The organism is Streptomyces sp. NPDC017979, from assembly GCF_044328175.1.
GTDB lineage: Bacteria > Actinomycetota > Actinomycetes > Streptomycetales > Streptomycetaceae > Streptomyces.
The window spans coordinates 644,503-657,571 of record NZ_JBIRGU010000001.1 but is presented as its reverse complement, the minus strand read 5'-3'; the positions used below and the strand labels follow the sequence as shown (position 1 = coordinate 657,571).

The following is a 13,069-nucleotide window of genomic DNA, read 5'->3' as shown; positions in this document are numbered from 1 at the left end:
GCGCCGCGCGTACGGCAGAAGGCGTGCACACGGGCGAAGGCGTGCACACGGGAGAAGGGCCCGGGAGCGAGTGCTCCCGGGCCCTTCCGGCTGCTGCCGCCTGGTCGCCGTCAGCCGAGCGGCAGCCCCTGGGTCGGCAGGCCGCCGCCCAGGGAGCCGGGGGCGAGGCCGCTGTTGCCGAGCGAGTCGGTCGCGGCGCCCGTGGTCTCGCCGAGCAGGCCGCCGGCGCTGCCCGCGGCGTCGCCCGCGGTCTCCTGCGCGGCCGGGGCCGCCTTCTTGCCGGCTCCGCCGATCGCCTTGCCCGCGGCGGGGACGGTCTGCTCGACGGCCTTGCCGCCCGTCGCACCGGCCAGCTGGGTCGTCTGCTGCGTCGCGCCGTCGACCGCGCCGCTGACGCCGTTCGCGTCCAACGCCGTCAGCCCGCCGAGCGGCGCGGCCTGCCCGAGGTCCACGGCGCCGGCGGAGCCGGCCGCACCGAGGACGGGGGCGGCGCCCGCCGCGACGAGCAGCGCGGCACGGGCGATCCGGCGGGTCAGGGGGAGGGACATGATGCTCCTTGAGACGAAGGTTGGGACGGGAGTGGCACGGGGTCGTGCTGCCCAGACAACCGCTCAGGGGGGCGGGGAAGTTGCGGTGCGCAAAGGTAAAGAGTTGGTAATGCGTCGCATAATCGTCCCTGGCTGAAAACGGGCAAACGGCGCAGGGCTCGACCTCGTGCTGAACCGTCACTTCCCGCTGTTCCCTAGGGAATCGCCCGGGAGCGCCCTACGGCGTCCGTGCGCCACCCGGGGCCATTGGAGTGACCCACTGGAACTACGCCCCACGAGGGACGGCTCGCATCAGCGTGCGAGTCTGATCCGTACCGATTCCTGCGCCGTGCGGGCGCCGGGGACCTCCGCGCCGGCCGCCGTCACCCGGTCCGCACCGGACGGCGCGGAGCCGCCCGGGCCGTCCTTGCGCCAGCCCTCGGCGGCGTCCTCCGCGCGCCAGACGCGGCCCCCGAACGCCACTTCCTCGATGCCCAGCTCCTCGGCCCGCGCCACGGCCCAGTGCGCGAGCTCCCAGCCGCGCTGCTCGCCCGAGCCGAGGGCCGCCGGCCGCACCGGCACCGACAGCAGCGTGGAGGAGGCGCCGCCCACCGGCCCGTCGGCCGTCTTGAGGCCGAACGCGCGCGTCAACTCCTTGCGCACCCGCGCCGGATCGCCCGCCGCCTCGACGCCGCTGCGCGGCGTGCACGTCAGCGACGCGCCCGCGCGCCCCGTCAGGGCCGCGGCCAGCAGCGCCGCGTTCGGCTCGTGCTTCGCGTACGCCTGCGGGAAGCCGCTGCGCTGCACCTTCTGCGCGGCCACCGTCAGCGGCAGCCGCGAGTACCCCGGCACCTTCTCCAGGCCCTCGTAGAACTTCCCCGCGGCGTACACCGGGTCCATGACCTGCTCGGGGCTGCCCCACCCCTTCGACGGGCGCTGCTGGAACAGCCCCAGCGAATCCCGGTCGCCGTGGTCGATGTTGTACAGCGTCGACTCCTGGAGCGCCGTCGCCAGCGCGATGGTCACCGCCCGCTCGGGCAGCCCGCGGGTGGTGCCGATCGCCGAGATCGTCGCCGCGTTCGACGCCTGCTCCGTACTCAACTCGTACGTCGGGCCGCCCCCGCCCGCCGCGCGCACCGTGCAGCCGGGAACCGAACTCCCCGTCGACTGCTGCACCACGACGTAACCGATCAGCGCCAGGAGGACGGCGGAGCCGGCGGCGACCCGCACGGCGCGACTGCCGCGCCGGCCGGAGGAGGCGGTTTCGGACACAGGCACACCGTACTAGGAGAACCGTCTCCGCAGGTCCCGGGTGGGTTGACGGCCGAAAACCGATGTCGGAGCCGCCCGTAGGACGGCCGGCCGCACCGCTTCACCGGCCCCCGCTAAGGTCGTCCCCATGTCGCCCACCGCACTCGACCTCTCGCTCGCCGGCCCCGCCCTCACCGCCGCCCTCGTCGACTTCCCCTCCGTCAGCGGGGAGGAGCAGCCCCTCGCGGACGCCATCGAGACGGCGCTGCGCGCCCTGCCGCACCTCACGGTCGACCGGTACGGCAACAACGTGGTGGCCCGCACCCACCTCGGGCGCCCCGAGCGGGTCGTGCTCGCCGGGCACATCGACACCGTCCCGATCGCCGACAACGTCCCCTCCCGGCTCGACTCCGACGGCGTCCTGTGGGGCTGCGGCACCAGCGACATGAAGGCCGGCGTCGCCGTCCAACTCCGCATCGCCGCCACCGTCCCCGAGCCCAACCGCGACCTCACCTTCGTCTTCTACGACAACGAGGAGGTCGCCGCCCACCTCAACGGCCTCGGGCGGATCGCCGACGCCCACCCCGACTGGCTGGCGGGCGACTTCGCCGTCCTGCTCGAACCCTCCGACGCCGAGGTCGAGGGCGGCTGCCAGGGCACCCTGCGCGTCCTGCTGAAGACGACGGGGGAGCGGGCCCACTCCGCGCGCAGTTGGATGGGCACCAACGCCATCCACGCCGTCGCGCCGATCCTCGCCCGCCTCGCCGCGTACCAGCCGCGCCGCCCCGTCATCGACGGCCTCGAATACCGCGAGGGGCTCAACGCCGTGCGCATCGAAGGCGGGGTGGCCGGCAACGTCATCCCCGACGAGTGCACCGTCGCCGTGAACTACCGCTACGCCCCCGACCGCAGCGAGGCCGAGGCCGTCGCCCACGTCCACGAGGTCTTCGCGGACTGCGGCGTCGCGGAGTTCGTCGTCGACGACCACTCCGGCGGGGCGCTGCCCGGGCTCTCGCACCCCGCCGCCGTCGCCTTCATGGCGGCCGTCGGCGGCACGGCCCGGCCCAAGTTCGGCTGGACCGACGTCTCCCGCTTCAGCGCGCTCGGCGTGCCCGCGGTGAACTACGGGCCCGGCGACCCGCTCTACGCCCACAAGCGCGACGAGCACGTCGTCGTCGACCGCATCGCGCAGTGCGAACAGCGGTTGCGCCAGTGGTTGACCGGCTGACCGAATTACGCTGGGGCGAGCAACGACGTTCCATGTTCGACGTTCGGCGGAGGGAGCAGGCATGAGCAACCCCGGAGGTTCTCGCGACTGGGAGGAGCAGCGCCTCGGACCGGTGCTGCGGCGCCGCGAGCAGGTCCAGGCCGGCACCACGGACCAGCGCCTGCTGGACACCGAGGGCGACTCGCAGTGGGTGCACACCGACCCCTGGCGGGTGATGCGGATCCAGTCCGAGTTCGTCGAGGGCTTCGGCGCGCTCGCCGAACTGCCCAGTGCGATCAGCGTCTTCGGCTCCGCCCGCACCCGCCCCGACACCCCCGAGTACGAAGCCGGCATCCAGATCGGCAAGGCGCTGGTCAACGCGGGCTTCGCGGTGATCACCGGCGGCGGGCCGGGCGCCATGGAGGCCGCCAACAAGGGCGCGCGGGAGGCCGGCGGCATCTCCGTGGGCCTCGGCATCGAGCTGCCCTTCGAGCAGGGCCTCAACCCGCACGTCGACATCGGGGTGAACTTCCGCTACTTCTTCGTCAGAAAAACGATGTTTGTGAAGTACGCGTCCGGGTTCGTGGTGCTTCCCGGCGGTCTGGGCACCCTCGACGAACTCTTCGAGGCGCTGACGCTCGTCCAGACCGGGAAGGTCACCCGTTTCCCGATCGTGCTGTTCGGCTCCGAGTACTGGAGCGGGCTGGTCGACTGGCTGAAGAACACCGTCGTGGCCCAGGGGAAGGCGTCCGAGCGGGACACCCTGCTCTTCCACGTGACGGACGACGTCGAGGAAGCGGTGAACCTGGTCACCAAGGAGACCGGGCGCTGACGGGAGGACGACGCACGACGGGACGGCCGGGTGCGCGCACCCGGCCGCCCCGCGTCACGCCAGGCCCCGGCGCGCCACCCGCGGCTCCCGGTGGCCGCTGATCGCCCGCACCATCTCCAGCACCTGCCGGGTCTCCGCGACCTCGTGCACCCGGTACACCTGCGCCCCCAGCCACGCCGAGACCGCCGTCGTCGCCAGGGTGCCGATCAGCCGCTCCTTCACCGGGCGGTCCAGGGTCTCGCCCACGAAGTCCTTGTTGGAGAGCGAGACCAGCACCGGCCAGCCGGTGTCGACCATCTCGTCCAGCCGGCGGGTGGCCTCCAGCGAGTGACGGGTGTTCTTCCCGAAGTCGTGCCCCGGGTCGATCATGATGCCGTCGCGCCGCACCCCGAGGGCGACCGCCCGCTCGGCGAGCCCCAGCGTGACTTCCAGGATGTCGGCCATGACGTCGTCGTACGCGATCCGGTGCGGTCGGGTCCGCGGCTCCACCCCGCCGGCGTGCGTGCACACCAGCCCCGCGCCGTGGCGGGCGGCGACCTCGGCGAGCTTCGGGTCGACCCCGCCCCACGCGTCGTTGAGCACGTCGGCGCCGGCCTCGCAGACCGCGTCGGCGACGTCGTGCCGCCAGGTGTCGACGCTGATGACGACGGACGGGAAGCGCCGGCGCACCTCGGCGACGAAGCCCACGGTGCGCCGGATCTCCTCCTCGGCCGTGACCTCGTCGCCGGGGCCGGCCTTGACCCCGCCGATGTCGATGATCGCCGCGCCCTCCGCCACCGCCTGCTCGACGCGGGCGAGCGCGGGCTCGTCGCGGAAGGTGGCGCCCCGGTCGTAGAAGGAGTCCGGGGTGCGGTTCACGATCGCCATGATCACCGGCTCGTGCCGGTCAAAGGCACGCTCTCCCAACCGCAGCATCGGCTCTTTCCCCTCGTCGTGGTCCGGCGGCGACGTGTCAAGGGTCCGGCTGTGACCTCAGGATCCGCCGTGTGGACCCTAAGCCATCGCGACGTGGCACGATCAGCACGGGACGGTTTCCGCTCAGGGAGGGTCGCTCGTGTTCTTGTTCCTGGCCATCGCGATGGCCGTGGTCGTCGGCGCGGTCACACTGGCCGTGGTCGGCGGTGGTGACACCGCCGCCCTGCCGGACGTCGCCCCCGAGCAGTTGGTGGACCCGCTGCCGGCCGCCCGGCCCGTCGGGCGGGCCGACGTGGAGGCGCTGCGGCTGCCGGTCTCCCCGCGCGGCTACCGGATGGCCGACGTCGACGACGTCCTCGGCCGGCTCGGCGCCGAACTCGCCGAGCGGGACTCCCGGATCGCCGAGTTGGAGGCCGCGCTCGCCGGCGCGAAGGCGACCGCCGTCGGCGGCCCCGAGATGTTCGCCGAGCCGGGCGTCGAGGACGCCGTGCCGGAGGCCGACGCCCCGGCGCGCGGCGACGCGGACGAGGCGGGCGACCGATGACCGCGGGCGGCCCGCAGGCCGGACCCGACGGCAGGCTCCGCTGCCCCTGGGGACTGTCCACCGACGACTACCGCGCGTACCACGACGACGAGTGGGGGCGCGCCGTCCACGGCGACGACGCCCTGTTCGAGCGGCTGTGTCTGGAGGCGTTCCAGTCCGGGCTCTCGTGGATCACCATCCTGCGCCGCCGGGACGGCTTCCGCCGCGCCTTCGCCGACTTCAAGATCGCCGAGGTGGCGACGTTCACCGAGGCCGACCGCGAGCGGCTGCTCGCCGACGAGGGCATCATCCGCAACCGCGCCAAGGTGGACGCGACCCTCGCCAACGCCCGGGTGCTGGTCGACTGGGCGCCCGGCGAACTGGACGCCCTGATCTGGTCGCACGCGCCCGACGGGGCGACCCGCCCGGCCCCGGCGACGCTCGCGGACGTCCCCGCGGTCACGGACGAGTCCACCGCGCTGGCGAAGGCCCTCAAGCAGAAGGGCCTGCGCTTCGTCGGCCCGACGACGGCCTACGCGCTGATGCAGGCGTGCGGCCTGGTCGACGACCACCTTGAGGGCTGCGTGGCCCGCGGGCGCGTCTGACTCTTTGGACGTAGCCGCCGTAGCTCTGCGGGAACGTTGGTCTCTGCGGCCCGGTGATGGGCTTGTCGCGCAGTTCCTCCCCCTGTGCCCTGCGGGCACGGGGGCACCCCCACCTACGCCCAGAGGCGTGGGGGGTCCCCCAGCGCTCCTAAACACCTTGCCCTCAGCCCGCAGAAGAGTGACGGGAGAAGCGAAACAGGGGCGCGGGGAACTGCGCGACACCACCACCGGGCCGCAGAGACCGACGCTCCCGGAGGGAAGACGGCGGCTACGTCCACACGCACACGGAAGCGCGCGGGACCCGCAGAAGGCAACACTCCCGGAGGGAAACGGCGAGGTCCCAGGGGCGCGAGGATCAGCGGCCCACGTAGCGGGGCGCCTCCTTCGCGACGAAGGCGCGCACCGCGATGCCGTGGTCCTCGGACGCGCCGGCCCGCGTCTGGAGCTCGTCCTCCTTGGCCAGCGTCTCGTCCAGCGAGTGCGCGGCGGCGTGCGCGAGGGACTCCTTGATCGCCGCGTACGCCACCGTCGGCCCCTGTGCCAGGGTCCGGGCGACGGCGAGCGCCTCGGCCGGGAGGTCGTCGGCCGGGACGACCTTGTTGGCGATCCCGAGGTCGTACGCCTCCTGCGCGGACAGGGTGCGCGGGAAGAGCAGCAGGTCGGCCGCGCGGCCCTGGCCGACGAGCCGGGGGAGGGTCCAGGACACCCCGGAGTCGGCGGTGAGCGCGACCCCGGCGAAGGCGGTGGTGAACTTCGCGGTGTCCGCCACGACCCGGTAGTCCGCGGCCAGCGCGAAGCCGAGGCCCGCGCCCGCCGCGACGCCGTTGACCCCGGCGACGACCGGCTTCGGCATGGTGGCCAGGGTCCGCACCACCGGGTTGTAGTGCTCGCGCACCGTCGTCATGGTCTGCTGGGTGCCGGCCTCGCGGTCCGCCGCCAGCAGCGTGACGTGCTCCTTGAGGTCCTGGCCGACACTGAAGGCCCGGCCGGTCGCAGTGAGCAGCACGGCCCGTACGGCGGAGTCGGCGGCGGCCGCCCCCACGGCGTCCCGCAGCGCCACCTTGGCCTCGACGTTCAGCGCGTTCATGGCGTCGGGCCGGTTGAGCGTGATCGTCGCGAGTCCGTCGGTCACGTCGTACAGCACGGAGTCGGCCATCTCGGGTCCCCTTTGCGGCTCTCTTGCGTCGTCTGCCGGGTCGCCCGCGGCACTGGTGGCTTCTTCCCCGTCGTGCGGGGGCCCCAGCTCAGCACGGCGGAGATCCACTGGACAGAGGTACGCGCTGTGACCTGGCTCAAACGGAATCTTCGGCGGGGTACGGGGCGCGCACGGACCCGGACCGGCCCCGGGCGCCGGCGGAGTATTGCAGGTGGATCGCCGAATTGGGTGGTTTTGGGAAAGTACGTTGCCTAAGCGATGCCGACCGATGTTGGTCATCGGGTCCCGCCATGCGGGATAATGACCTGGAAGCAATGTGTTCGATGCCGTGACGAGCGCCTGCCCAGGGCGCAGGTCGGTAGACGATGAGCTGGTTTCAGGAAGGGGAACGAGCATGGCGGCCATGAAGCCGCGGACGGGCGACGGCCCGCTCGAGGTGACCAAGGAGGGGCGGGGCATCGTCATGCGCGTTCCGCTCGAAGGCGGCGGTCGGCTCGTCGTCGAGCTGACCCCGGACGAGGCCGACGCGCTCGGCGACGCCCTGAAGAAGGTCGTCGGCTAAGGCGCGAGCCACCCCAGGACCGGATCGCCGCCCCGACATCGCGAGGTGTCGGGGCGGTGGCGTGTCCGGGAGCCGCTGCGCCGCGGCTCAGCCCCGGCGCACCGCGCACAGCAGGCCGTCGCCCACCGGCAGCAGCGAGGGCACCAGCTCCTGGCTCTCGCGGACCGCGCGCAGCAGCTCCCGCAGCCGCAGCACCTCCGCGGGCTGGGCGGCCGAGTCGACCGTACGGCCCCGGGCGAAGACGCCCTCGAAGCAGACGATTCCGCCGGGGCGCAGCAGGCGCAACGATTCGGCGAGGTAATCCAGGCACTCCAGCCGGTCGCCGTCGCAGAAGACGAGGTCGTACCCGCCGTCCGCGAGCCGGGGCAATACGTCCAGGGCGCGCCCGGGAATGAAGCGGGCGCGGTTGCTGGCGAATCCCGCCACTTGGAAAGCCTGCTTGGCGAACTGCTGGCGTTCCGGTTCCAGGTCGACCGTGGTCAGCACGCCGTCGGGGCGCATGCCCTGGAGCAGATAGACGCCGGAGACGCCCGTTCCCGTGCCGATTTCCGCTACCGCTTTCGCGTCCGCCGTGGCCGCCAGCAGACGCAGCGCGGCGCCGGTGCCTGGCGACACCGAGGGGACGCCCGCCTCCCGGGCCCGGTCGCGGGCCCAGCGCAGCGCGTCGTCCTCGGCGACAAAGGCGTCGGCGAACGCCCAGCTTGTCTGCCGGTTTGCGGTAATGGGCCTCTCCTGTCCCCGTAGTTGAACGCGACGTTGACTGTATCCGCTGCGGGTGGGAACCCGCAGATGGGACCGCGCGTTGGAAGAAAGGGCACGACAAGGCGCGACGGGGCGATGTGCGGGAACGGGCGGGCGGGGGCCGGCGGGAAGCGCGCGGAGGAAGAAAACCGGGGGGACGGATGGATCGGGCAGGTAAGCGGGATCCAAATTCGCGTAAAGATTCTTATCCGGAGCTAACGGACGGAGTGGCTATGGTAGGGGCTCCGCTGGACACCACCAGAGCCGACAGGGGAGGTGCGGCTGCACCTGCGGATCGGAAGGGAGCGCTCCGCCGCTTCCTCATCAGGTCACCGGGTGAGCCGAAATTTGTGACCCACAATGCTGACCGTTCCACCGCCACCACCGCAGCCACCGCGACCTTCGCATCGGATGCGGAATCGCAGGCGTGGACGCCCCCCACCTGGGAGGAGATCGTCAGCACGCACAGCGGTCGCGTCTACCGCCTCGCCTACCGCCTCACCGGGAACCAGCACGACGCCGAAGACCTGACCCAAGAGGTCTTCGTCCGCGTCTTCCGCTCCCTGTCGACGTACACCCCCGGCACGTTCGAGGGCTGGCTGCACCGCATCACCACCAATCTCTTCCTGGACATGGTCCGCCGCAAGCAGCGCATCCGCTTCGATTCGCTCGGCGACGACGCGGCGGAGCGGCTGCCCAGCCGCGAGCCGTCCCCGCAGCAGGCTTTCAACGACACCCACTTCGACGCCGACGTGCAGCAGGCCCTGGACACCCTCGCGCCGGAGTTCCGCGCCGCCGTGGTCCTCTGTGACATCGAGGGCCTGTCGTACGAGGAGATCGCCGCGACGCTCGGGGTCAAGCTCGGCACCGTCCGCAGCCGGATCCACCGCGGTCGTTCGCATCTGCGCAAGGCCCTGAAGCACCGCTCGCCCGAGGCGCGCGCCGAGCAGCAGCGCGCCCTGGTGGGGGCGGTCGGGCTCGCAGGGGAGGGCGGCCCGGCGTGAGCGGATCCAGCCCCATTTCCCCGACCCCCGCCGAGCAGCACCTCGGGGATCGGCTCGCAGCCCTGGTCGACGGAGAGCTGAAACACGACGCGCGGGACCGGGTCCTCGCCCATCTCGCCACCTGCTCCCGCTGCAAGGCCGAAGCCGACGCCCAGCGCCGGCTCAAAGACGTCTTCGCGCACGCCGCGCCCCCGCCGCCCTCCGAAGGGCTGCTCGCGCGGCTCCAAGGGCTGCCCGGAGGCCCCGGCGTGCTCGGCGGCTCCCGGGACGAAGACGAGACCGGCGGCCCGTTCGGCGGGCGCATGGGGGACGCCGAGGCCCTCTTCGGAGCGCTGAGCCCGTCCGCGGGAAGACCGGGCGTCCGCCGCCCGGGATCCTTCGGATACGTTCCCGGGCCGCATCCGAGCGCCCACGGGCCGGGACTTCCCGGCCTCCCGGGCCGTCCGGCCCCGGCCACCGGATTCCGGATCCATGAGGTCGGCCGCCAGGACGCCGACCGCTCGCTCTGGCGCGGCCGGAGGTTCGCCTTCGCGGCGGCCAGCGCGGTGTCCTTCGCGGCGATCGCCCTCGGCGCCTCGCTGCCGCTGGAGTCGTCCTCCTCCGGCTCGCGCGCCGGCGGCCAGGGCGGCAGCACCACCCCGCTGCGGGCCCCGGCACCCAACGGCACCCAGGGCACCGGCGCCACCCCCGGCAGCGGTCTGGGCGTCGGTGCCAACGCCCCGACCACCGCCGCAGCGGCCCGCGCCGCGGAGTACGAGCGGCGCAGGAGCAGCGGCACGGGGTCCACGCGGTCGGAGGAGCGCACCACCTCGGGTCTGGTCCCGCTGGCCGCCCCGGCGCCCCTCGGCCTGGCCTCCCACCCCTCCCGCTCCGTGCTGTACTCGGCGTTCCCCGCCTTCAAGGTGCCCCCGCTGATACGTCCCACGGGCAGCGCGCTACAGCTCTCCAGCGTCCCGGACGCCGTCGCGCAGGCGACGCCCTCGCCGACGCACCTGGTCGCCCCCTCCCCGGGGCCCGGACCGCAGCACGCCCGCTGACGTCCGTCCTCGGTGGAGCCCTGCAAGGGGATTCGCAAACCTGGTTGAATCTCTGAAGGCGTGCGCGTGGGCGCCGCGTAATCGGCATTTGCGGGGAGAGCATGGACGACGGGAAGCCCACCGGACCCAAGGCGAAGTGGTGGAGTCGGCCCGGCGCGGGTCAGGGGACTCCCCCCGAGCCCGCGGAGCCGCCGGTGGCACCCGAGCCCGCGGAGCCGCCGGCACCCCACCCCGGGGCGCCGGCGCCGGGGCAGCAGCCCGCCGACGCGGTCCCCGCCGAACCGGGCCCGGTGACCGAGCCCGCCGCGAGCGGCACACCGGTGCAGCCGCCCCGGCCGCTGCACGAACCCGACCCGTACGGCACCCCGCCGTACGGTGGCCCCGGGCCGTGGGCGCCCGCCCCGCCCGTACAGCGCCCCGTACCGACTCCCGCGCACGGCACTGCCGTACCTCCGCCGCCGGCGGCTGCGCCCACCGGTGCCGACGCCGGGCCCCCGCCGCCCGCATCGGCCCCGGCGCACCCCGCCGCGCAGCCGGCGACGGACGGCGCCGGATTCGCCCCGCCGCCGCACACGACCCAGCAGTTCCCGGCCCAACAGCCGCCGGTCCAACAGCCGGTCGTGCCGACGCAGGCCGCGCCGCAGCCGGCCTCGCAGTGGCTCCAGTACGACCCGTGGGGCGCCCCCGGGGCCTCCGGCGCGCCCGCGGCGCCGCTCACCCACCCCGGCGGCCCCGGCCGCCGCAAGGGCGGCCGCGGCCCGCTGGTGGCCGGCGCGGTGCTGCTGGCCCTGGTCTCCGGCGTCATCGGCGGCGGCATCGGCTCGTACACCGAGCGCAACGGCGGGTTCGGCAGCGATCTGATCGAGCTGGACCAGGCCCCGAAGGACAACGGCGGCCGGGCCCCCGAAAGCGTCGCCGGCATCGCCGCCAGCGCCCTGCCCAGCGTCGTCACCCTGCACGTCAGCGGCGCCGGCGAGCAGGGCACCGGCACCGGCTTCGTCCTGGACAAGCAGGGCCACATCCTCACCAACAACCACGTCGTCGACCCCGCCGGCAGCTCCGGCGAGATCACGATCACCTTCAGCAGCGGCGAGAGCGCCCGCGCCACCCTCGTCGGCAAGGACGCCGGCTACGACCTCGCCGTCGTCAAGGTGAAGGGCGTCGCCGGCCTCACCCCGCTCCCCCTGGGGAACTCGGACAACGTCCGCGTCGGCGACCCCGTCGTCGCCATCGGCGCCCCCTTCGACCTCCAGAACACCGTCACCTCCGGCATCATCAGCGCCAAGGAGCGCCCGATCACCGCCGGCGGCGAACGCGGCGACGGCAGCGACGTCAGCTACGTCAACGCCCTCCAGACCGACGCCCCGATAAACCCCGGCAACTCCGGCGGACCGCTCGTCGACGCCAAAGCGCGGGTCGTCGGCATCAACAGCGCCATCCGCGCCGCGGACACCGGCGACGGCCCCGAGGGCGGCCAGGCCGGCTCCATCGGCCTCGGCTTCGCCATCCCCATCAACCAGGGCAAGCGCGTCGCCGAAGAGCTGATCAACAACGGCAAGGCCACCCATCCCGTGATCGGCGTCAATCTGGACCTGAAGTACAACGGCCCCGGCGCCCGGGTGGCCGAGAAGAACAAGGACGACAGTCCCACCGTCGTCCCCGACGGCCCCAGTGCCAAGGCGGGCATTCGGCCCGGCGACGTGATCACCGAGGTCGACGGGCAGAAGGTGAGCGGCGGCGAGGAGCTGATCGTCAAGATCCGGGCCCACCGCCCGGGCGACGAACTGGAGCTCACCATCGAGCGCGCCGGCAAGGAGCTGACGAAGAAGCTGACGCTCGGCTCCTCCGAAGCCGGCTGACCGCCCGCTGCCGTACGCCGGCACCGGCGCTGACACCGGTGTCGGCGCACCGGTCGGCGTACGGCCCGTGAACAGCGGATGTACGCCGCGCCGCGCCGGCGATCAGGGCGTCCCGGCACGTGACGCACGGAAGTTCCGCCGGGTACCGTGGTTCGGGTCCGGACCCGATTCGACCCACGGCACACGGAGAACACGAGGAGCAGCAGGGTGTTCAATGACATAGGCGTACTGGAGCTGGTGGCTCTCGTCGTGCTCGCCGTGCTGATCTTCGGCCCCGACAAGCTCCCCAAGGTGATCCAGGACGTCACCCGCACGCTCCGGAAGATCCGTCAGTTCTCCGACAGCGCCAAGCACGACATCCGCGAGGAACTCGGCCCGGAGTTCAAGGACTTCGAATTCGAGGACCTGAATCCGAAGACGTTCATCCGCAAGCACCTCAACGAGAACGAGGAGCTGCGCGAGCTGAAGGAGCTGGGCAGCTCCTTCGACCTGCGCAAGGAGATGAACGAGGTCGCGGACGCGGTCAACGGCACCGAGTCGGCGGACTCCGACGCCGACCGGCCCGTGCCCGCCGCGGTCCCCGGCCCGTCCGACGGCACCCCGGACCTGTTGAAGAAGTCCACCGGCACCCCCGACCTGCTCAAGAAGCCCGCTGCCGGCACTCCTGACCTGCTGAAGAAGCGCGAGCCGGCCGAGCAGACCACGCGTCCGCCCTTCGACGCCGACGCCACCTGAGCCCCTCCCGCGCCGCTGCGCCCCGACGTGCGGGGGCGTTCCGCCGGATGCCACGGGCCGTACCCCGCCCGGGCGGTCCCCGGCCCGCCCGCGTCCGCAGTCGGGTCGTATCCGC

The 13,069-nt window shown here is 73.2% G+C and carries 14 protein-coding genes; 9 read left to right on the top strand and 5 right to left on the bottom strand.

Annotation, left to right across the window (positions count from 1 at the left end; genetic code table 11):
- Window positions 1-110: 110 nt before the first annotated feature.
- Together ACH4E8_RS02785 and ACH4E8_RS02780 are read right to left on the bottom strand one after the other, a co-directional pair.
- Window positions 111-548, bottom strand: a complete 438-nt coding sequence (locus tag ACH4E8_RS02785; RefSeq protein WP_398443668.1) for an ATP-binding protein — start codon at window positions 546-548, stop codon at window positions 111-113.
- Window positions 549-839: 291 nt separating this feature from the next.
- Entirely contained in the window at window positions 840-1,799 is a 960-nt protein-coding gene (locus ACH4E8_RS02780; RefSeq protein ID WP_398443666.1) for a hypothetical protein, read from the bottom strand.
- Window positions 1,800-1,926: 127 nt separating this feature from the next.
- On the opposite strand from ACH4E8_RS02780, the gene dapE reads away from it, so the two are divergent.
- Window positions 1,927-3,006 carry a succinyl-diaminopimelate desuccinylase gene (dapE, locus tag ACH4E8_RS02775; RefSeq protein WP_398443664.1) on the top strand — a complete coding sequence of 360 codons (1,080 nt, stop codon included), beginning with the start codon at window positions 1,927-1,929 and terminating at the stop codon, window positions 3,004-3,006.
- A 61-nt stretch (window positions 3,007-3,067) separates the two neighbouring features.
- Entirely contained in the window at window positions 3,068-3,817 is a 750-nt protein-coding gene (locus ACH4E8_RS02770; protein WP_398443662.1) for a TIGR00730 family Rossman fold protein, read from the top strand.
- Window positions 3,818-3,871: 54 nt separating this feature from the next.
- Here the strand turns inward: ACH4E8_RS02770 and folP are convergent, their stop codons facing one another.
- On the bottom strand, window positions 3,872-4,732 hold the full coding sequence (gene folP / locus ACH4E8_RS02765) for a dihydropteroate synthase (protein WP_398443660.1): 861 nt from the start codon (window positions 4,730-4,732) through the stop codon (window positions 3,872-3,874).
- Window positions 4,733-4,871: 139 nt separating this feature from the next.
- Here folP and ACH4E8_RS02760 point away from each other — a divergent pair, with 139 nt between their 5' ends.
- Entirely contained in the window at window positions 4,872-5,276 is a 405-nt protein-coding gene (locus ACH4E8_RS02760; RefSeq protein ID WP_398443658.1) for a hypothetical protein, read from the top strand.
- On the top strand, window positions 5,273-5,860 hold the full coding sequence (locus ACH4E8_RS02755; RefSeq protein ID WP_398443656.1) for a DNA-3-methyladenine glycosylase I: 588 nt from the start codon (window positions 5,273-5,275) through the stop codon (window positions 5,858-5,860). Before ACH4E8_RS02760 ends, ACH4E8_RS02755 begins: the two co-directional genes overlap by 4 nt.
- 355 nt (window positions 5,861-6,215) lie before the next feature.
- Here ACH4E8_RS02755 and ACH4E8_RS02750 read toward each other — a convergent pair whose 3' ends face one another.
- Window positions 6,216-7,016, bottom strand: a complete 801-nt coding sequence (locus ACH4E8_RS02750) for an enoyl-CoA hydratase/isomerase family protein (protein ID WP_398443654.1) — start codon at window positions 7,014-7,016, stop codon at window positions 6,216-6,218.
- 394 nt (window positions 7,017-7,410) lie between these two features.
- Here ACH4E8_RS02750 and ACH4E8_RS02745 point away from each other — a divergent pair, with 394 nt between their 5' ends.
- Window positions 7,411-7,578: a DUF3117 domain-containing protein gene (locus ACH4E8_RS02745; RefSeq protein ID WP_003966491.1), complete on the top strand. Its 168-nt coding sequence runs from the start codon at window positions 7,411-7,413 to the stop codon at window positions 7,576-7,578.
- Window positions 7,579-7,665: 87 nt separating this feature from the next.
- On the opposite strand, the gene ACH4E8_RS02740 is transcribed toward ACH4E8_RS02745, so the two are convergent.
- A complete protein-coding gene (locus ACH4E8_RS02740; RefSeq protein WP_361961544.1) occupies window positions 7,666-8,367 on the bottom strand; it encodes an O-methyltransferase in 702 nt (233 codons plus the stop codon).
- 185 nt (window positions 8,368-8,552) lie between these two features.
- On the opposite strand from ACH4E8_RS02740, the gene sigE reads away from it, so the two are divergent.
- From sigE to ACH4E8_RS02720, 4 genes are all read left to right on the top strand, one after another.
- The gene (gene sigE, locus ACH4E8_RS02735; protein WP_398443652.1) at window positions 8,553-9,323 is read left to right on the top strand and encodes an RNA polymerase sigma factor SigE; all 771 of its coding nucleotides are present in this window, start codon (window positions 8,553-8,555) and stop codon (window positions 9,321-9,323) included.
- Window positions 9,320-10,360 carry an anti-sigma factor family protein gene (locus tag ACH4E8_RS02730; RefSeq protein WP_398443650.1) on the top strand — a complete coding sequence of 347 codons (1,041 nt, stop codon included), beginning with the start codon at window positions 9,320-9,322 and terminating at the stop codon, window positions 10,358-10,360. Before sigE ends, ACH4E8_RS02730 begins: the two co-directional genes overlap by 4 nt.
- A 101-nt stretch (window positions 10,361-10,461) precedes the next feature.
- Complete coding sequence (locus ACH4E8_RS02725) at window positions 10,462-12,219, top strand: S1C family serine protease (protein ID WP_398443648.1); 1,758 nt, start codon at window positions 10,462-10,464, stop codon at window positions 12,217-12,219.
- Window positions 12,220-12,426: 207 nt separating this feature from the next.
- Window positions 12,427-12,954: a sec-independent translocase gene (locus ACH4E8_RS02720; protein WP_398443646.1), complete on the top strand. Its 528-nt coding sequence runs from the start codon at window positions 12,427-12,429 to the stop codon at window positions 12,952-12,954.
- The last annotated feature ends 115 nt before the right edge of the window (window positions 12,955-13,069 follow it).